The sequence below is a fragment of the Nocardia otitidiscaviarum NBRC 14405 genome (assembly GCF_000308635.1).
GTDB classification, from domain to species: Bacteria; Actinomycetota; Actinomycetes; order Mycobacteriales; family Mycobacteriaceae; genus Nocardia; species Nocardia otitidiscaviarum.
The window spans coordinates 171,067-190,189 of the sequence record NZ_BAGD01000061.1; the positions used below are offsets into that span (position 1 = coordinate 171,067).

20 protein-coding genes are annotated in these 19,123 nt (G+C 69.4%); 16 read left to right on the plus strand and 4 right to left on the minus strand.

Annotation, left to right across the window (positions count from 1 at the left end):
- Positions 1-61 precede the first annotated feature (61 nt).
- The 8 genes from argC to ON31_RS12035 all read left to right on the plus strand — a co-directional run bounded on the left by argC (position 62) and on the right by ON31_RS12035 (position 7,665).
- Positions 62-1,120 (plus strand): N-acetyl-gamma-glutamyl-phosphate reductase, encoded by a 1,059-nt coding sequence (argC, locus tag ON31_RS12000; protein WP_029928911.1) that lies wholly within the window; start codon positions 62-64, stop codon positions 1,118-1,120.
- Positions 1,117-2,328 (plus strand): bifunctional glutamate N-acetyltransferase/amino-acid acetyltransferase ArgJ, encoded by a 1,212-nt coding sequence (gene argJ, locus ON31_RS12005; protein WP_039812802.1) that lies wholly within the window; start codon positions 1,117-1,119, stop codon positions 2,326-2,328. Before argC ends, argJ begins: the two co-directional genes overlap by 4 nt.
- Positions 2,325-3,224, plus strand: a complete 900-nt coding sequence (argB, locus tag ON31_RS12010) for an acetylglutamate kinase (RefSeq protein ID WP_039812805.1) — start codon at positions 2,325-2,327, stop codon at positions 3,222-3,224. Before argJ ends, argB begins: the two co-directional genes overlap by 4 nt.
- A complete protein-coding gene (locus ON31_RS12015; RefSeq protein WP_039812806.1) occupies positions 3,221-4,438 on the plus strand; it encodes an acetylornithine transaminase in 1,218 nt (405 codons plus the stop codon). Before argB ends, ON31_RS12015 begins: the two co-directional genes overlap by 4 nt.
- A complete protein-coding gene (gene argF / locus ON31_RS12020) occupies positions 4,435-5,376 on the plus strand; it encodes an ornithine carbamoyltransferase (RefSeq protein WP_039812809.1) in 942 nt (313 codons plus the stop codon). The genes ON31_RS12015 and argF overlap by 4 nt, the downstream gene beginning before the upstream one ends.
- Positions 5,373-5,894, plus strand: coding sequence for an arginine repressor (locus ON31_RS12025; protein WP_051037122.1), 522 nt, complete (start codon positions 5,373-5,375; stop codon positions 5,892-5,894). The genes argF and ON31_RS12025 overlap by 4 nt, the downstream gene beginning before the upstream one ends.
- 51 nt (positions 5,895-5,945) lie before the next feature.
- On the plus strand, positions 5,946-6,743 hold the full coding sequence (locus ON31_RS12030; RefSeq protein ID WP_039812812.1) for a maleylpyruvate isomerase family mycothiol-dependent enzyme: 798 nt from the start codon (positions 5,946-5,948) through the stop codon (positions 6,741-6,743).
- Positions 6,744-6,885: 142 nt separating this feature from the next.
- Positions 6,886-7,665, plus strand: a complete 780-nt coding sequence (locus tag ON31_RS12035) for a helical backbone metal receptor (RefSeq protein WP_306306413.1) — start codon at positions 6,886-6,888, stop codon at positions 7,663-7,665.
- Here ON31_RS12035 and ON31_RS12040 read toward each other — a convergent pair whose 3' ends face one another.
- A complete protein-coding gene (locus ON31_RS12040) occupies positions 7,666-8,574 on the minus strand; it encodes an alpha/beta hydrolase (RefSeq protein WP_039812815.1) in 909 nt (302 codons plus the stop codon).
- A 275-nt stretch (positions 8,575-8,849) separates the two neighbouring features.
- On the opposite strand from ON31_RS12040, the gene ON31_RS12045 reads away from it, so the two are divergent.
- From ON31_RS12045 to ON31_RS12060, 4 genes are all read left to right on the plus strand, one after another.
- Positions 8,850-10,052 (plus strand): argininosuccinate synthase, encoded by a 1,203-nt coding sequence (locus ON31_RS12045; protein WP_039812818.1) that lies wholly within the window; start codon positions 8,850-8,852, stop codon positions 10,050-10,052.
- Between the two features lie 36 nt (positions 10,053-10,088).
- Positions 10,089-10,985 (plus strand): class I SAM-dependent methyltransferase, encoded by an 897-nt coding sequence (locus ON31_RS12050; protein WP_039812821.1) that lies wholly within the window; start codon positions 10,089-10,091, stop codon positions 10,983-10,985.
- Positions 10,986-11,016: 31 nt separating this feature from the next.
- On the plus strand, positions 11,017-12,438 hold the full coding sequence (gene argH / locus ON31_RS12055; protein WP_039812824.1) for an argininosuccinate lyase: 1,422 nt from the start codon (positions 11,017-11,019) through the stop codon (positions 12,436-12,438).
- A gap of 132 nt (positions 12,439-12,570) precedes the next feature.
- Entirely contained in the window at positions 12,571-12,894 is a 324-nt protein-coding gene (locus ON31_RS12060) for a DMT family transporter (RefSeq protein WP_029928888.1), read from the plus strand.
- A gap of 121 nt (positions 12,895-13,015) precedes the next feature.
- On the opposite strand, the gene ilvA is transcribed toward ON31_RS12060, so the two are convergent.
- Positions 13,016-14,245, minus strand: a complete 1,230-nt coding sequence (ilvA, locus tag ON31_RS12065) for a threonine ammonia-lyase (protein ID WP_039812827.1) — start codon at positions 14,243-14,245, stop codon at positions 13,016-13,018.
- 214 nt (positions 14,246-14,459) lie between these two features.
- Here ilvA and ON31_RS12070 point away from each other — a divergent pair, with 214 nt between their 5' ends.
- The 4 genes from ON31_RS12070 to ON31_RS12085 all read left to right on the plus strand — a co-directional run bounded on the left by ON31_RS12070 (position 14,460) and on the right by ON31_RS12085 (position 17,578).
- A complete protein-coding gene (locus ON31_RS12070; RefSeq protein ID WP_029928884.1) occupies positions 14,460-14,909 on the plus strand; it encodes an RrF2 family transcriptional regulator in 450 nt (149 codons plus the stop codon).
- Between the two features lie 14 nt (positions 14,910-14,923).
- Positions 14,924-16,147: a globin domain-containing protein gene (locus tag ON31_RS12075; RefSeq protein WP_039812829.1), complete on the plus strand. Its 1,224-nt coding sequence runs from the start codon at positions 14,924-14,926 to the stop codon at positions 16,145-16,147.
- Between the two features lie 99 nt (positions 16,148-16,246).
- Positions 16,247-16,798: a hypothetical protein gene (locus tag ON31_RS12080; protein WP_039812831.1), complete on the plus strand. Its 552-nt coding sequence runs from the start codon at positions 16,247-16,249 to the stop codon at positions 16,796-16,798.
- Between the two features lie 63 nt (positions 16,799-16,861).
- Entirely contained in the window at positions 16,862-17,578 is a 717-nt protein-coding gene (locus ON31_RS12085) for a GntR family transcriptional regulator (RefSeq protein WP_039812833.1), read from the plus strand.
- Between the two features lie 6 nt (positions 17,579-17,584).
- On the opposite strand, the gene idi is transcribed toward ON31_RS12085, so the two are convergent.
- Together idi and ON31_RS12095 are read right to left on the minus strand one after the other, a co-directional pair.
- On the minus strand, positions 17,585-18,157 hold the full coding sequence (gene idi / locus ON31_RS12090) for an isopentenyl-diphosphate Delta-isomerase (RefSeq protein ID WP_039812836.1): 573 nt from the start codon (positions 18,155-18,157) through the stop codon (positions 17,585-17,587).
- The gene (locus ON31_RS12095) at positions 18,154-19,032 is read right to left on the minus strand and encodes a geranyl diphosphate 2-C-methyltransferase (protein WP_085996391.1); all 879 of its coding nucleotides are present in this window, start codon (positions 19,030-19,032) and stop codon (positions 18,154-18,156) included. The genes idi and ON31_RS12095 overlap by 4 nt, the downstream gene beginning before the upstream one ends.
- Positions 19,033-19,123 lie beyond the last annotated feature (91 nt).

The window sequence follows — 19,123 nt, forward strand, 5'->3', positions numbered from 1 at the left end:
TCACGGGTCGGATCGGACACCCACGCGTGAATGAGCTTGCACGTTCGTGCATAATCATCACATGGTGGATACCTCGGGTGGGCCCACGGTACGGGTCGCGGTAGCCGGTGCGAGCGGATATGCGGGCGGCGAAGTGCTGCGCCTGCTGCTCGGGCATCCAGCCTACCGAGCCGGGCGCCTCGAGATCGGGGCGCTGACCGCGGGGTCGAACGCCGGTACGGCGCTGGGGGAACTGCAGCCGCATCTGCTGCCGCTGGCCGATCGGGTGCTCGCACCCACCACCGCCGACGAACTGGCGGGCCACGACGTCGTCTTCCTGGGACTACCGCACGGCCAGTCGGCGGCCCTCGCGCAGCAGCTGCCGGAGTCGACCGTCGTCATCGACTGCGGGGCGGACTTCCGGCTCACCGACGCGGCGGCGTGGGAGAAGTACTACGGCAGCCCGCACGCGGGCAGCTGGCCCTACGGGCTGCCGGAACTGCCGGGCGGCCGTGCTGCCCTGAGCGGGGCGCGGCGCATCGCCGTACCGGGCTGCTACCCGACCGTGGCGAGTCTGGCGCTGGCCCCGGCCGTGGCCGCCGGAATCATCGAACCGAGCGTGCACGTGGTCGCGGTGACCGGCACCTCGGGGGCGGGGCGCAAACTCGACGTGGGGCTGCTCGGATCCGAGGTGATGGGCTCCGCGCGGGCCTACAACATCGCGGGCGCGCACCGGCACACCCCGGAGATCGCGCAGAACCTGAAGGCCGCCGGGGGCGTCGACGTCACCGTGTCCTTCACCCCCATCCTCGCGCCCATGGCGCGCGGCATCCTGGCCACCTGCACCGCGCCGGTGCGGGTGGACGCCGCCGAGGCCCGCGCCGTGTACGAGAAAGCCTATGCCGACGAGCCTTTCGTACACCTGCTGCCGGAAGGCCGCCTGCCGCAGACCGGTTCGGTGCTCGGCTCCAATGCCGTCACCCTCCAGGTCCAGGTGGACGCCGATGCCGGGGTGCTGGTGGTGGTCGGCGCGATCGACAACTTGACCAAGGGCACCGCGGGCGCCGCGGTGCAATCCATGAATCTGGCCGTCGGATTCGACGAGACCGCAGGACTTTCCACCGTAGGAGTGGCACCGTGACGACATTCGAGAACGGCAAGCTGGTTCGGACCCAGGGCGTCACCGCGCCGCTGGGCTTCCGCGCCGCCGGTATCGCCGCGGGCATCAAGGCCAGCGGCAAGCCGGATCTGGCACTCGTCTTCAGCGAAGGTCCCGAATACGCGGCGGCGGGCGTGTTCACTCGCAACAAGGTGAAGGCCGCGCCGGTGCTGTGGTCGCAGCAGGTGCTCACCGGTGGTCGGCTGCGCGCGGTCATCCTGAATTCCGGTGGCGCGAACGCGTGTACGGGTCCGGGCGGATTCCAGGACACCCACGCCACCGCCGAGGAACTCGCGAAAGCCCTGAGCAACTGGGGCACCGAGACCGGTGCGGGTGAGATCGCGGTCTGCTCCACGGGTCTCATCGGCGACCGGCTGCCCATGGACAAGCTGATTCCCGCCGTCACCGAGATCGTGCACGAGATGGGCGGCGGGCTCTCCGGCGGCGCGGAAGCCGCGCGGGCCATCATGACCACCGACACCGTGCCCAAGGAAGCCGCGTTCCATCACAAGGACAAGTGGAATGTGGGCGGCATGGCCAAGGGCGCGGGCATGCTCGCGCCCTCGTTGGCCACCATGCTGGTGGTGCTGACCACCGATGCCGTGGCCACCCCGGCCCAGCTGGACGAGGCGCTGCGCAAGGCCACCGGCCGCACCTTCGACCGCCTCGACGTGGACGGCTCCTGCTCCACCAACGACACCGTGCTGCTGCTCGCCAACGGCGCCAGCGAGGTCGCGCCGACACAGGCGGAACTCGACGCCGCCGTGCTCGCGATCTGCGACGATCTCGCCGGTCAGCTCATGGCGGATGCCGAGGGCGTCACCAAGCGGGTGCTGGTCACCGTCACCGGGGCGGTGGACGAGGATCAGGCGCTCACCGGTGCCCGCGCCATCGCCCGCGACAGCCTGGTCAAGACGGCGTTCTTCGGCTCGGATCCGAACTGGGGCCGGGTGCTGGCCGCGGTCGGTATCGCGCCGATCGACCTCGACCCCAACCTGATCTCGGTGTCGTTCAACGGAAGTCCGGTGTGCGTCAACGGCACCGGCGCTCCCGGCGCGCGCGAGGTGGACCTGTCCGGGGCGGACATCCACGTGGTCGTGGATCTCGGCCTGGGCGCGGGCGAGGCCACCATTCGCACCACGGACCTCTCGCACGGATACGTCGAAGAGAATTCGGCCTACAGCTCATGAACCCACTGCACGAACAACTCTCGGCGCTGGACAAGGCGCACGTCCTCGCCGACGCGCTGCCCTGGTTGCAGAAGTTCCACGACAAGATCGTGGTCGTCAAATACGGCGGCAACGCCATGGTCGACGACGAACTCAAACGCGCCTTCGCCGCCGATATGGCGTTCCTGCGCACCGTCGGCGTACATCCGGTGGTGGTGCACGGCGGCGGTCCGCAGATCAGTGCCATGCTGACCAAACTCGGACTACAGGGCGAGTTCCGGGGCGGTTTCCGGGTCACCACACCCGAGGTGATGGATGTCGTGCGCATGGTGCTCTTCGGTCAGGTGGGCCGGGAGCTGGTGGGGCTCATCAATGCGCACGGCCCGTACGCCGTCGGCATCTCCGGTGAGGACGCCCACCTGTTCACCGCCACCCGCCGTACCGTCGACGTGGACGGCGTCGCCACCGATATCGGCCTGGTCGGCGACGTCACCTCCGTCAATCCCGATGCGGTGCTGGATCTCATCGGCGCGGGCCGTATTCCGGTGGTGTCCACCATCGCGCCCGATGCCGACGGCGTGGTGCACAACATCAATGCCGACACCGCCGCGGCGGCGCTCGCACAGGGTATCGGCGCGGAGAAACTCGTGGTGCTCACCGATGTCGAAGGGCTGTACACCGACTGGCCCGACCGGTCGTCGTTGACCAGCCGGATCGATACCGCCGAACTCGAGAAGTTGCTGCCGCGCCTCGATGCGGGCATGGTGCCCAAGATGGAAGCCTGCCTGCGCGCCGTGCTCGGCGGGGTGCCGACCGCGCACGTGATCGACGGCCGGGTGCCGCATTCGGTGCTGCTGGAACTATTCACGGGGGAGGGCATCGGCACGATGGTCACCCCGGCTCAGGAGTATGTATGACCAACACAGCCGACCTGCAGCAGCGGTGGTCCACCCTGCTGATGAACAACTACGGCACCCCGAAGGTCGCGCTGGTGCGCGGTGCGGGCGCGGTGGTGTACGACGCCGACGGCAAGCGCTACCTGGACTTCCTCGGCGGTATCGCCGTGAACAGCCTGGGCCACGCGCATCCGGCCATTCTGGAGGCGGTCACCCAGCAGTTGGGCACGCTCGGGCACACCTCGAATCTGTATGCGAGCGAACCGGTGCTCGAGCTCGCCGAGCGGCTGCTCGCGCGCTTCGGCACTGAACACAGCGGGGACGGGCACGGGCGGGCGTTCTTCTGCAATTCCGGCACCGAGGCCAACGAGGCGGCGTTCAAGATCTCGCGGTTGACCGGCCGGACGAAGATCGTCGCCTGCGAGGAGGCGTTCCACGGACGCACCATGGGCGCACTGGCGTTGACGGGACAACCGTCGAAGCGGGCCCCGTTCGAGCCGATGCCGCCCGGCGTGGTGCACGTACCCTACGGCGACGCCGAGGCACTGGCGGCGGCGGTGGACGATCAGACCGCGGCGGTGTTCATCGAGCCCATCATGGGGGAGAGCGGTGTCGTGGTGCCCCCGGCCGACTATCTCGCGCGGGCCCGCGCCATCACCAAACAGCATGGGGCGCTGCTGATCCTGGACGAGGTGCAGACCGGGATCGGGCGCACCGGCCACTTCTACGCGCATCAGGCCGCGGGCATCGTGCCCGATGTGATCACCCTGGCCAAGGGGCTCGGCGGCGGACTGCCGATCGGCGCGGTGCTGGCGCAGGGCGCGGCGGCGGAACTGCTCACGCCCGGCCTGCACGGCACCACCTTCGGCGGCAATCCGGTATGCGCCGCGGCGGCGCTGGCGGTGCTGCGCACCATCGACGAGCAGGATCTGCTCACCCATGTGGAGACGCTCGGCAAGACACTGATCGACGGCATCGACGCCCTCGACCACCCGCTGGTGGACCATGTGCGCGGGGCGGGGCTGCTCATCGGCATCCAACTCACCGACGCGGTGGCGGCGCAGGTCGACGAGGCCGCCCGCGACGCCGGATATCTCATCAATCCCGCCAAACCGAACGTGATTCGGCTCGCGCCGCCGCTGGTGCTCACCGAAACCCAGGCCGATAATTTCCTGTCCGACCTGCCCGGCATCCTCGACGCCGCGCAGGCCAAGGCGAAGGGGACCCCACAGTGACCATCCGGCATTTCCTGCGCGACGACGACGTCACGCCCGCCGAACAGGCCGAAATCCTCGCTCTCGCCGCGGAACTGAAGCAGAACCCGCAGGGCCGCAAGCCCTTGGCGGGGCCGCGCGGGGTGGCGGTGATGTTCGAGAAGAACTCCACCCGCACCCGGTTCTCCTTCGAGATGGGTATCGCCCAGCTGGGCGGACACGCCGTCGTGGTGGACGGCCGCGACACCCAGCTGGGCCGTGAGGAAACCCTCGCCGACACCGGGCGGGTGCTCTCCCGCTACGTGGAAACCATCGTCTGGCGCACCTTCGAACAGACCCGCCTGGACGAGATGGCCGCAGCCGCAACGGTTCCCGTCGTGAACGCGCTGTCCAACGAGTTCCACCCGTGCCAGGTGCTGGCGGACCTCCAGACGCTGAAGGAGCGCAAGGGCGACCTGTCCGGGCGCAACCTCACCTACCTCGGCGACGGCGCGAACAATATGGCGCACTCGCTGCTGCTCGGCGGCGTCACGGCCGGACTGAACGTCACCATCGCCGCCCCCGAGGGTTTCGAACCGCTGCCGTGGATCGTCGAATCGGCGCGGGCGCGCGCCGCCGAGACCGGAGCCAAGATCGCCCTCACCAACGACCCCCTCGCCGCGGCCGAGGGCGCGGACGCCCTGGTCACCGACACCTGGATGTCCATGGGCCAGGAGAACGACGGCCGCGACCGCGTCGCCCCGTTCCGGCCCTTCCAGGTCAACGCCGACCTGCTCTCCCGTGCCGCACCGGATGTCACCGTCCTGCACTGCCTTCCGGCGCATCGCGGTGAGGAGATCACCGACGAGGTGATCGACGGTCCGCACAGCGCGGTCTGGGACGAGGCCGAGAACCGCTTGCACGCCCAGAAGGCGCTGCTGGTGTGGCTGCTGGAGAAATTCGAGGGCGGTGCGCGGTGAGCGGTGAGCGACGTTCGGCCGCACCCACCCGTTCGGGTGCGGCCATCGCGCGAACACGAGCGGGACGCCAGGCCCGCATCATCGCCATCCTGTCCCAGCACGAGGTGCGCAGCCAGACCGAACTGGCCACCCTGCTCGCGGCCGAAGGTATCGAGACGACCCAGGCCACGCTGTCCCGTGACCTCGACGAACTCGGTGCGGTGAAACTGCGCGCCGCCGACGGCGGTGCCGGGGTGTACGTCGTTCCCGAGGACGGCAGTCCGGTGCGCGGGGTGACCGGCGGGACCGAGCGGTTGTCGAAACTGCTCGGGGATCTGCTGGTCTCCACCGACGCCAGCGGCAATATCGCGGTGCTGCGGACGCCGCCGGGTGCGGCGCATTTCCTCGCCAGTGCGCTGGACCGGGCCGCACTGCCGGAGATCGTGGGAACGATCGCGGGGGACGACACCATCGCCGTCATCGCCCGGGAGCCGATGAGCGGGGCCGAATTGGCCGCCAAGATCGAGCAATTGGCCTGAAACCAAGTTTGATACGGCGGCGCGCTCCGGCGTTCGATCTACGGTGGTCCCATGCCTCTGGATTACGACCGCTACACCATGGAGATCATCACCCAGACCGACCACCTCCGCACCGCCATCGAGAACGCAGATCTGACCACCTCGGTCCCCACCTGCCCGGAGTGGAATCTCGGCCAGCTCGCCCGCCATGTCGGCGGCGGCCAGTGCTGGGCGGCCGCCGCCGTGCAGCGCCGGGTGCAGGAGCCGCTGCCGGAGGACGAGTTCCAGTTCCGGGAGCTGTCGGCATTCGTCGACGAGAAGTCCGCCGATATCGATCCGTGGCTGGGCGAGACGTCGGCTCGGCTGTCCGGCGCGCTGGCCGCGGCGGGCGAGGGGCTGCCGCTGTGGACTCCGGTGCCGGGCGTGCGGTCCAGCGATTTCTATGCGCGTCGGTTCACTCATGAGGCACTCGTGCATCGCGCCGACGCCACCCTCGCCGTCGGCGCGGAGTTCGCGGTGGAGCCGGATCTCGCGGCCGACGCCATCGACGAATGGTTGGAGCTGTGCTCGTTGCCCGATCTGCTCGAGCAGCGCCCGCGAGTCCGGGAACTGTTCGGCCCGGGCCGTACCCTGCACCTGCACGCCACCGATGCGCCGGAGGAGCTGGAAGCCGAATGGGTGATCGACCTGACCGGTGCGGGCATCACCTGGCGGCGGGCGCACGAGCGCTGCGCGGTGGCGGTGCGGGGGCCGCTGACCGAGCTGCTGCTCGTCATCTACCGGCGGCGCACGCCGGAATCGGCCGCGATCGAGGTCCTCGGTGACGGTGAGCTGTTCACCGGCTGGCTCGACCGCGTCGCCTTCGGATGAGGGGGCCGCGAGACAACGCGCTACCCTGGACCGACATGGACCCCAACCTGTTGTCGGTGTACACCGGTCTGGCCGTGGGATTGGTCGTGGATACCCTCTACGGCATCGTCAGTGGACTCTCATCCGTCCTACCCCGCTGAGCGTGTCCGTGCCCACCGAACTGCTCGATGATCTCGGTGCGCCGGTTCCGCTGCGGCGGCCGGTGCGGCGCGTGGTGTCGTTGGTCCCCTCCTTGACCGAGGCGATCGCGGTCACCTGCCCGAATCTGCTGGTGGGCGCTACCGATTGGTGTACGCATCCGCCCGATCTGCCGGTCGAGCGTGTCCGGGGCACCAAGAACCCGAACGTGCGTCGAATCGGTGTGATCGCACCGGATGTGGTGGTGTGCAATCAGGAGGAGAACCGGCGCATCGACGTCGAGCGTTTGCGGGGTATGGGAATCGCGGTGTGGGTGACCAGGATTCGGACGCTGGAGGAGGCATTCTCGTCCCTGGAACGGCTTTTCGGACTGCTGCTCGACGCCGGAAATCCGGAATGGCTCGTGCGCGCACGCGCGCAATGGTCGACGCCGCCACCGGAAACGCTGCGCGACGCGGTGATTCCGGTGTGGCGTGATCCCTGGATGGTCGTCGGGCGCGACACCTTCACCGGCGATATCGCTCGGCGGCTGGGGCTGCGACTCGTGCACGCGGATCGGCCGGAGCGCTATCCCACCCTGTCGGAGCGGGAACTCACCGCCGGTGTCGAACTCGCCGTACTTCCCGACGAGCCGTACGTGTTCACCGAAACCGATGGGCCGGAGGCATTTCCGGGTATCCCGGTGGCCCTGGTGGAGGGGCGCGCCCTCACCTGGTACGGCCCCTCGCTCGCCACCGCGCGGCAGCGGCTCGACGCGCGGTTGGCGCAGGCGTTTCGGGTCTGATCAGGCGCCGATGGCACGGGCCAGATGCGGCCAGGAGTCGTGCAGGTCCGTTTGGAACTGGCCCCAGGTGTGCGATCCGGCGGAGCGGTCGACGTGGATCGGTGTCATACCCTGCCGTGACAGGTGCGCGGCGAACGCGGCGGTGCACGAACTGGCGATGGCTTCGACGACGGGGGAGGGCAGGCCGTTGCGGTCGATGACACCGGGCACGCCGGACGCGGCCGACAGGTAGACCATCTTACCGCGCAATCGCTCCGCGTGCAGATACGGATCATGCGCACGCCACACCTCGCCGCCGGGCACACCCCACATATTCGCCGGATTGCCGCCGCCGCGCAGCACCACCGCACCGGCCATCGCCACCCCGGCGGCGTCGGAGGTCCACGGGCACCCGCTGTAGGAGGCGACCGCGCTGTACCGGTCACCCGCCTGGATAGCCAGGTCGATCGCCGAACCCGCGCTCATGGACACCCCGGCGATGGCATTGCGGCCACTCGTCGCGAACCGGGCGTCGACCGCGGCCGGCAACTCACCGGTGAGATACGTCTGCCACTTGTTGCGCCCCGCGATAGGGTCGTCGGCGATCCAATCGGTGTACAGGGTGAACGCGCCCCCGATCGGCATCACCACATTCACGTTCTTGTCGGCGAAGAACTCCCTGACATCGGTGTCGTCCCACCAGGAGATCCCGTCCTGACCGCCACCCGCGCCGGTGAGCAGGTACAGCGTCGGCGCACCGGCGTGCGCGGCGGGAATCACCCGATTGGAGACGACGCGGTCCATGGCGGGGGAGTACACGTCCAGCACCGTGGTCTCGGCCAGCTCCGGAGCCGCCGCGGCGGGCCGGACGGCGACCACGGTCGCGGCGACCGCACACACCAGCAGCAACCAGATTCTCGAAGCACTCACTCTTCCGTTGTACCAACCGCCGCAATGGAATTCCCGGGGTTTATGGTGCCTGCGGTCGCGGTGCTTGGTGCCGTGTTGGAGGTGTTGCGGGCGACGGCGGCGTGGAGGACCGGAGCTGCCGGGTGCTGTGGTTCGGGACCCCGGTTATGAATGGGCTTGCATCGTCATGCATAATCATTTGCAGGACGACGGAGCGGGCCGCGGCGCAGGGAGCCGGAGGCGGACGCGGCCGGTCGGCACAGACTCATACGCACTAATCGAGGAGCACACGGACTATGACCAAGCGCGTCGTACTCGCCTACTCGGGCGGGCTGGACACCTCCGTTGCCATCAGCTGGATCGGCAAGGAGACCGGTGCCGAGGTGATCGCGGTCGCGATCGACCTGGGCCAGGGCGGCGAGGACATGAACGACGTGCGCCAGCGCGCCCTCGACTGCGGCGCCGTCGAATCCATCGTGGTCGACGCGCGCGACGAGTTCGCCACCGAGTACTGCCTGCCGACCATCCAGGCCAACGCCCTCTACATGGGCCGCTACCCACTGGTCTCGGCCATCTCCCGGCCGCTCATCGTCAAGCACCTGGTCGAGGCCGCCGAGTACCACGGCGCGGACACCGTCTCGCACGGCTGCACCGGCAAGGGCAACGACCAGGTGCGCTTCGAGGTCGGTATCGGCGCGCTCGCCCCCGATCTGAAGGTCATCGCCCCGGTCCGCGACTACGCCTGGACGCGCGAGAAGGCCATCGAGTTCGCGGGTGAGAACAACCTGCCGATCAACGTGTCCAAGAAGTCGCCGTTCTCCATCGACCAGAACCTGTGGGGCCGCGCCGTCGAGACCGGCTTCCTCGAGGATCTGTGGAACGCCCCCACCAAGGACGTCTACGACTACACCGTCGACCCGACCGTCAACTTCGAGGCCCCCGACGAACTCATCGTCACCTTCGACAAGGGTGTCCCGGTCGCCATCGACGGCCGCCCGGTCACCATGCTCGAGGCCATCACCGAACTGAACAAGCGGGCGGGCCGCCAGGGCGTCGGCCGCCTGGACATGGTCGAGGACCGGCTCGTCGGCATCAAGAGCCGCGAGATCTACGAGGCCCCCGGCGCCATCGCCCTCATCACCGCCCACCAGGAGATGGAGGCGGTCACCATCGAACGCGAGCTGGGCCGCTACAAGCGCCAGGTCGAGCAGCGCTGGGGCGAGCTGGTCTACGACGGCCTCTGGTACTCCCCGCTCAAGCGCGCCCTCGACGCCTTCGTCGCCGAAACCCAGCAGCATGTCTCCGGCGACGTGCGCATGGTGCTGCACGGCGGCAATGTGGTCGTCAACGGCCGCCGCTCCGACGAATCCCTCTACGACTTCAACCTCGCCACCTACGACGAGGGCGACACCTTCGACCAGTCCCTGGCCAAGGGCTTCGTCCAGATCCACGGCCTGTCCTCCAAGGTCGCCGCCCGCCGCGACCTCGGCAAGAAGTAGCCTCGAACCCGGGGATCACCCCGGAAGGAGGCCGCCGTGCGGACCGACGACGACAACTGGGATATCACCGAGAGCGTGGGTGCGACGGCCCTCGGGGTCGCGGCCATGCGGGCGGCGGAGAGCCGCCGCCCGGACGCGCTGTTCCACGACCCCTACGCGGAGGTCCTGGTGACCGCCGTCGACTCGCCGGTCTGGCAGCGCATGGGTCGCGGCGACTACGAGGACTCGGTCGCCGAGGCCCTGACCCAGCTGTGGAGTTTCGTGGTGGCGCGGACGCTGTACTTCGACGAGTACTTCCGCGCCGCCGCGGACGCCGGTATCCGGCAGTTCGTGATCGTGGCGGCCGGGCTCGACGCGCGCGCCTACCGCCTCGAGTATCCCGCCGGCACCACGGTATTCGAGATCGATCAGCCGAAGGTGCTGGAGTTCAAGGCGAAGACACTCGCCGCCTACGACGGTGAACTGACCGTGCGGCGGCGCACGGTGGCCGCCGACCTGCGGCAGGACTGGCCGAAGGCGCTGCGGGACAGCGGTTTCGACCCGGCCCGGCCCACCGCGTGGCTGGCCGAGGGGCTGCTGCGCTACCTGCCCGCCGATGCGCAGGACCGGCTGCTCGGCGATATCGTCGCGCTGAGCGTGCCCGGGAGCCGGGTGGCGCTCAACATGTCCGGCGAACGGTCCGAGCGGGCCTACGCACTGGACCGCGAACGTACCCGGTTCATGGCCGAACAGGGTGTGCACGTGGACGTGCACCAGCTGTGGTATCCCTTCGAGGGCCGCAACCACCCGGTGGACTGGTTCCGGCAGCGGGGCTGGGTCGTCACACCCGGCGACCCGCGCGAAGTCCTCGCCCGCCACCGCCGCGACGTCGATTCCGAACTCACGGCCGACGAAATGGCCAGGCACATACTCATGACAGCGATCCACCCGTGACCACGATCCGACCCGGAGGAGACAGCACACGATGACCGAGCAGCACGGCACGAACGAGGGCGCGCTCTGGGGTGGTCGGTTCGCGTCGGGGCCCGCGGCGGCCATGGCGGCGCTGAGCAAGTCGACGCATTTCGACTGGGCGCTGGCCCCCTACGATGTGCGGGCGTCGAAAGCCCATGCGCGCGTGCTGCACAAGGCGGGGTTGCTGTCCGACGGCGACCTGGACGGCATGCTCGCGGGCCTGGACCGCTTGGCCGCCGATGTGGCATCGGGGGCGTTCGGACCGCTGGAATCCGACGAGGACGTGCACGGCGCGCTGGAGCGCGGACTGATCGAGCGGGTCGGCGCCGAACTCGGTGGCCGACTGCGGGCCGGGCGGTCGCGCAACGACCAGGTCGCCACGCTGTTCCGGATGTGGCTGCGGGACGCGGTGCGGCGCATCGCTTTCGGCGTCCTCGAGGTGGTGGACGCGCTGGTCGCACAGGCGGCCGCGCATCCGGACGCGGTGATGCCGGGCAAGACCCATCTGCAGGCCGCACAACCGGTGCTGCTGGCGCATCACCTGCTGGCGCACGCACATCCGCTGCTGCGCGATATCGAGCGGCTGCGTGACTTCGACAAGCGGGCGGCGGTGTCGCCGTACGGATCCGGGGCACTCGCCGGATCCTCGCTCGGGCTGGACCCGGAAGCCATTGCCGCCGACCTGGATTTCGACGCCGCCGCGGCCAACTCCATCGACGCCACCTCCGCCCGGGACTTCGCGGCCGAGGCCGCCTTCGTGCTCGCCATGATCGCGGTGGATCTGTCCCGGATGGCCGAAGAGGTGATCATCTGGAGCACACCGGAATTCGGGTACGTGACCCTGGCCGACGCCTGGTCCACCGGATCGTCCATCATGCCGCAGAAGAAGAATCCGGACGTCTCCGAGCTCACCCGCGGCAAGGCGGGCCGCCTCATCGGCAACCTCACCGGCCTGTTGGCCACCCTGAAGGCGCAGCCGCTGGCCTACAACCGGGACCTCCAGGAGGACAAGGAACCCGTCTTCGATTCGGTGGCGCAGCTGGAACTGCTGCTGCCCGCCATCGCTGGGCTGGTCTCCACCCTGACCTTCCACACCGACCGCATGGCCGAACTGGCCCCCGCCGGATTCACCCTCGCCACCGATATCGCCGAATGGCTGGTCCGCCAGGGCGTTCCGTTCCGCGTCGCGCACGAGGCCGCCGGGGCATGCGTGCGCGCCGCCGAGGCGCGCGGCGTCGGCCTGGACGGACTCACCGACGCCGAGTTCGCCGCCGTCGACCCGGCCCTCACCCCCGCCGTGCGCGAGGTGCTGACCGTGCAGGGCTCCATCGCCTCCCGCAACGCCCGCGGCGGCACCGCGGGCGTTCAGGTCGCGAAACAACTCGACGAGGTGCGCGCCACCGCCGCCGCCCACCGCGACTGGCTGAGCTGACGCCCGGCCCCGCGCGACCGACCGGCGGTGCCGGGCGGTGCCTGCGCGCCACTCTCTCCCGCGACGCGGCTGGCGGAGGTGGCCGGTTCGCTGGCTGGGGTGCGCCGTCGCGGGCGGGATACGCTCCCGGGCATGACTCTGCTGTTTCTGGCGCTGGCCATCGCCTCCGAGGTGACCGCGACGGTGTCGCTGAAGTTGTCGGAGGGATTCACCAAGCCCGTGCCGTCGACCATCGTGGTCATCGGCTACGGGGCGGCGTTCTACTGCCTGTCGCAGGCGTTGAAGCGCGGAATGCCGGTCGGGGTGGCGTACGGCATCTGGGCGGCGGTGGGTGTGGTGGCGGTGGCGGTGATCGGGGCGCTGTTCCTGAACGAGAAGCTCACCCTGGTACAGGTCGGCGGCATCGGGCTGGTGATCGCGGGCGTGCTGGCGCTGGAACTCGGCGGCGCGCACTGACGGCCGAGACGCATTGGCATACAGCTGTTCCGGACACACCCGGCGGTCATCCGGCGACGTCGACGGCCATGTGATGATCCACCGCCGGACATGTGCTGACCCGGCGGCGTGGCGGAAGTGGTCAGTCCTGTACGCGCACCGCGTATCCCGCGTCGGCCAGCGCCTGTAGTACGTCGTCCCGGTGCGCCGCGCCGCGCGTCTCGAGTGTCAGCGCCACCTCCACCTCGTCGACCGCGAGCCAGGACCCGGTGCGGGAGTGCACCACATCCAGCACGCTGGCCCCGGTGCGTCCGACCGCCCCCAGCAGGGCGCCGAGGCTGCCGGGGCGGTCCGAGATCGTCACGCGCAGCGCGAGGTAGCGGCCCGCGGCGCTGAGACCGTGCCCGACCACGCGGGTGAGCAGCAGCGGGTCGACATTGCCGCCCGACAGCACCGCGCAGACCGGCCCGCGTAGCTCGAGCTCCTCGGGCAGACAGGTCATCAGCGCCGCCACCGCCGCGGCACCGGCCGGTTCCACCAGCAGCTTGGCCCGTTCCAGGCAGAGCAGGAGGGCACGCGACAGCGCGTCCTCGTCCACCGTGAGAATGGTCGTCCCGTGTTCGGCCACATGGGCGAACGGCACCGCCCCGGGCAGACCCACGGCGATTCCGTCGGCCATCGTGGTCATGCGATCCAGCGGCACCGGTCGGCCCACCGCGAGCGAGCCCGGCCAGGCGGCGGCTTCGGCCGCCTGCACCCCGATCACCCGGACCTGCGGGGCGAGATGGCGCAGCGCCACCGCGATCCCCGCCAGCAGCCCGCCGCCGCCGGTCGGCACCACCACCGTGCCCACGTCCGGCATCTGGTCCAGGATCTCCAGCGCCACGGTCGCCTGCCCGGCCACGATATCGGGATGGTCGAACGGGTGGATCAGGGTAGCTCCGGTCTGCGCCGCGAAATCCAGTGCGGCGGTGAGAGCTTCGTCGATGGTCTCGCCGACCTGGTGCACGGTCGCCCCGTAGGCCCGGGTGGCCACCAGCTTCGGCAGCGACGCGCCGACCGGCATGAAGACGGTGGATTCGATACCCAGTGAGGTGGCCGCCCACGCCACACCCTGGGCGTGATTGCCCGCGCTCGCGGCCACCACGCCGCGCGCCCGCTCGTCCGCCGGCAGATTCGCGATGCGGTTGTAGGCCCCGCGCGGTTTGAACGACCCGGTGCGTTGCAGATTCTCGCATTTCAGCCGCACCTCCACGCCGGTGCGCTCCGACAGCACCCGCGACGCCACCAGCGGCGTCCGGCGCACCACGGGGGCGAGGAGTTTCGCCGCGTCCTCGATACGTTCCACGCTGACCAGATCCATGGCCGCCATGCTGCCAGCCGGGTGTGGCGTGCGTCGCGCCGGGCACCGATATCCGCCCCGGCCGCCACGGGTTGGCCACATGGTAGCCATACCAAGGCCGCGGTGCGCGGAATAGAGTAATTGGTCCTTGTGACCGAACCGACAAAATATGCGCGGCACAGCGTATTAAAGGGCACACGCGCTGAATGCGCTTTCTACTGTCCGAATTACGTACGGTATAGCCATGCAGCTTTCCCGGTTCACCGATCTCGGACTCCGGGCGATGATGCGCCTCGCGGTCAGCAGCGAAGCCGATACCCGTGTGACAGCGAAACTGGTTGCGAGACAGGTCAATGCCTCGGAGCACTATGTCGCCAAGGCCGTCTCGCGGCTTGCCGAACTCGGCTTCGTCGCCTCCCATCGCGGGCGCTCCGGCGGTATTTTCCTCACCGATGAAGGACGCGCCGCGACCGTGGGCGCGATAGTCCGCGGTCTCGAGGGAGATGCCGAAGTCGTCGAATGCCTCGGCGAGCATCCGTGTCCATTGGCGAGTAATTGCCGTTTGCGACATGTTCTCCGGAATGCGCAGGAGGCGTTCTATCGGGAGCTCGACCATTACACGCTCGCCGATCTGGTGACCGCCCGGACCGTCGAACTGCTGCATCTGTCGGCCACTCCGGCAGTCGACCGCTAGCACGAGGAGACAGCATGACGACCGCAATGGATCCGGCCCTGGACGTCGTTCCGGAACTGGAACCCGAACACGCGGCGATGATCCGGGCGACCCTGCCGCTGGTGGGCGCCCGGATCGACGAGATCACCCCACTCTTCTACCGCAAGATGTTCACCGCCCACCCGGAGCTCATTCGCGACCGCTTCAACCGGGGCAATCAGGCGCAGGGCGCGCAGCAGCGCGCACTCGCCGCCTCCATCGCCACCTATGCCACCCATCTGGTGAATCCGGACCTGCCGCATCCGCGCGAACTGCTCTCCCGCATCGGGCACAAGCATGCCTCGCTCGGGGTCACCGCCGACGAGTACGCGATCGTGCACGAGCATCTGTTCGCCGCCATCGTCGAGGTGCTGGGCGCGGAGGCGGTGACCGCCGAGGTGGCCGCCGCCTGGGATCGCGTGTACTGGCTCATGGCCACCACCCTCATCGACTTCGAGCAGGGGCTCTACCGGGCCGCCGGGGTGGCGGCGGGCGATGTCTTCCGCTGGACCCGCGTGGTCGACCGCGTCGAGGATGCCTCGGGCGTGGTCACCTTCGTCGTCGAAGCCGAGGATCCGACCCGGCCGCTGCCCGATTTCCGTCCCGGGCAATATATTTCGGTCGGTGCGCTGCTTCCCGACGGTGCCCGGCAGTTGCGTCAGTACAGCCTGGTCAACGCGCCCGGCACGGGCAGGCTGGCGTTCACCGTGCGCCGGGTGGCGGCCGAGCGGGGCACACCGGAGGGGGAGGTGTCGTCGTGGCTGCACCGCCATGCCGCGGCGGGCACCCGCCTGGAGGTCACGCTGCCGTTCGGCGACCTCACCCTCGACACCGCGGCCACCACGCCGGTGGTGCTCATCTCCGCCGGGGTCGGCGTGACACCCATGGTCGGCATGCTGGAGTATCTGGCCGCCACGAGGTCCACCCGGCGCACCGTGGTGCTGCACTGCGATCGCTCGGCCGCCACGCATCCGCTGCGCGACCGCGTCCGGGCGCTCACCGCCGACCTGCGCGACGCCGACTACCGCACCTGGTACCAGGCCGAGGGGCAGACCTTCGACCTCGCCGAGGTGGCACTGCCCGCCGACGCCGACTACTACCTCTGCGGCGGCACCGGATTCCTGCAAGCGGTGCGTGCACAGCTGCTGGCGGCCGGAATCCCGGCCGGGCGCGTGCATTTCGAACTGTTCGCCCCCAATGACTGGCTGCTGGACGCATAGTCGGGCGATCATCGCGAGTTCGGAAACGACGATCCGACGGTGCATCCACCGCATGGTTACTGACCTGCGTTAATGTCCGCAACCGTGTGGAAATCCGGGATGATTCTCGCGATGCTGCCGTGCGCGCTCGCCATCGCGGCCCCCGCGGCGGCGGTGCCGCCCCTGACTGGTGTGGCGGTGCCGCCTGCGGCTGTGGTGCCGCCTCCGGCCGCGCCGCCGGTGGTGGGTGGCTGCGCCGAGGGCGACTTCCGCTGGACCGCCGTACACGGCGGCATCGACATGACGCCCAAGCCGATGACCTTCACCTCGGTCGGATCGCTGCGGGACTGCGTCGGGTGGCCCGGTATCACCGGCGGCACCTTCACCGGCGTGCACGAGGCGTGGTCGGACTGCATGCATCCCGCGGACGGTCCGATCACCGTGCACATCACCTGGTCCAACGGTGCGGTGAGCACCGTGTGGGGATGGTGGCCGGTGACCATGGCCCAGCCCAGCGTGGGTGAGCTGGAGATCGTCGCCGGTCCGGGTGCGGGCGGGCGGGTCCGGATCACGGCGGGCTACGAGATGATGACACCGGAGATGGTCATGGGCTGCCTGGGCCCCGGCGTGCGGACCGGCGTCGGCTGGGTGCGGGCCGCCATGCTCGGTTGACGCTTTTCCTGTTCGTGACATGGACGACCGAGAAAACCAACATGCGCCGCCTAGCGTGGCGCCATGCCCGCACGACGACACACCGCCCTGCTGGCCACGCTGGTGGCCGGTGCACCGGGCCGCCCCCGCATCATCCTGAGTGACCTGCGGCGGCTCATTCTGGACGGGGCGGCGCCGCCGGGCACTCTCATCCCGCTCCGCGAGGTGGCGGAACTCTTCGGCGTCAGCCACATTCCGGTGCGGGAGGCGCTCGCGACCCTCATCGGGGAGGGGCTGGTCGTACACGAACCCGGCCTGGGGTACTCCGTGGCCCGGCTGACGCCCGCGGAGCTGCGCGAAATCTATGTGGTGCGACAGACATTGGAGACCGCGTCTCTCGTCGCCGCGGCCACCAATGCCAGCACTGCCGAGCGCACCGCCCTCATCGACGCGAATGCGCTACTGGAACAGTCGCTTCGAGACGGCGACGCGATCGCCTACCATCGCCATTCCCGCACCTTCCACACCGCGCTCACCCGCCCCTCGCGCATGTTCCGGCTGCTGCACATGCTCGAATCCGCGTGGAATGTCACCGAACCCGTGCAGCCCATGGTGCACGTGAGCGCGGCCGACCGCCTGCGCCTGCACAGCGACCACACCGTCATGCTCGACGCCTTCCTGTCCCGCGACGTCGATCGGCTGCTGCTCGCCGCCGAACAGCATCACAAGCGTCTCGAACAGGTCATCGCGACCCTGCCGACCGATACGGGCCTGCTGGCACCGGATGAGCGCTCGGCGTAAGGGTTTCTACCCCCGCGATCGGGCCGCGTGGTCCGCGATCTCCAGCACCCGTGCCAGCCACGGGGTGTGGGCCTCGGGGGAGTGGGTGAGCGCGGCCCGGAGCTGGTCCGGGCGCAGCCAGGTGAGGTTCTCCACCTCGTCCGGATTCGGTTGCGGCGCAAAGCCGTCGAGCCGACCGACGAGCACGTGGTCGAACTCGAATTCGACGCGCCCGGTTCCGGGGTCGGTCGCCTGATAGGTGAAGGTGCCCACCTCGGCGAGGTCGGCCGCCACACCCAATTCCTCGTGCAACCGCACCGCCGCGGCCTCGGCCACCGGCTGTCCGGGGGCGGGATGGCCGCAGCAGGTATTGGTCCACAGCAGCGGGAAGCGCGTCTTCACCGCGGCCCGCTGCTGGAGGAGCATTCGCCCGGCGGCGTCGAAGAGCATGACCGAGAACGCGCGGTGCAGCCGCCCCGGTGCGGTGTGCGCCTCCGCCACCGGGCAGGCCCCGATCGCCCGGCCGCGCTCGTCGACGAGTTCGACGGGCAGGGCTTCGCGATCGGTGGCCGCGCCGAGGCCGGGGGATTCGAGGGTCACCTACCCACCTTATCGGCGGCGATCAGCAGGTATTGGAAGCTACCCTCCCGGTAGGCGGTGAGGAACGGCTTCTCCACACCGGTGGCCAGCTCCGAATGGGTGCGCAGGTCCCAGTACGGAATGGTGGCGGGGGTGAGGTCGGTGACCGCGATGGGCACCAGATTGTTGGCGGCGAGCGCCTTGAAGTACTCGCTGCGCGGATGGATATTGCACCCGTAGTGGGCGTCGATCCAACTCACCGAGGCCGAGCGCCCGCCGGTCACGTCATTGGAGCAGCCGGTGATCACCACATAGCGCCCGCCCGGTTCGAGCAGCCGGGTGAACTCCGCGAACAATTCGAACAGGTCCACATACATGGTGGTCTCATTGGTCCAGATGCCGCGCATGGACCCGGCCTCGAAACCGGTGTGCAGCATATTGGCGAAGTGGAACCGTACCTTGTCGGTGACGCCGCGCTCGCGCGCCTGGTCGTTGGCGAATCCGGCCTGGTACTCGGAGATGGTCACCCCGTCCACGGCGCAGCCGAACCGCTGATTGGCCATGAAGCTGGTGCCGCCCCGCCCGGATCCCCCGTCCATCAGCCGGTCGCCGGGCCGCACGTCGCCGAGGTGGTCGAGCAGCAGATCGGCCTGTGCCGTCTCCAGCCGGTGCAGTTCCCGGACGAGGCGTTCCTGCCGGGTCTCCTCCGGTCCCTCGATGACCGACCAGTCCGGCTCGCCGACCCCGTAATGGTGGTGGTACAGCCCGTCGACCTCGCCGAGTTTGGTGTTCACCCGATCGTCGTTGGGATTGTCGTTCCAATACGCGGCGACCGATCGCTGGAAGTCGGTGCGCAGGACGGGGCTGTTGTCGGCGTCGTGATGGAGCATGGTCATGGCAGATCATCCTCTCGGTGGAGACTACGTGCGATGGGCGCACGGGGAACGCGTACGCCGCACGGGCGAACGCGCTGTCGGGCTGGTGGCG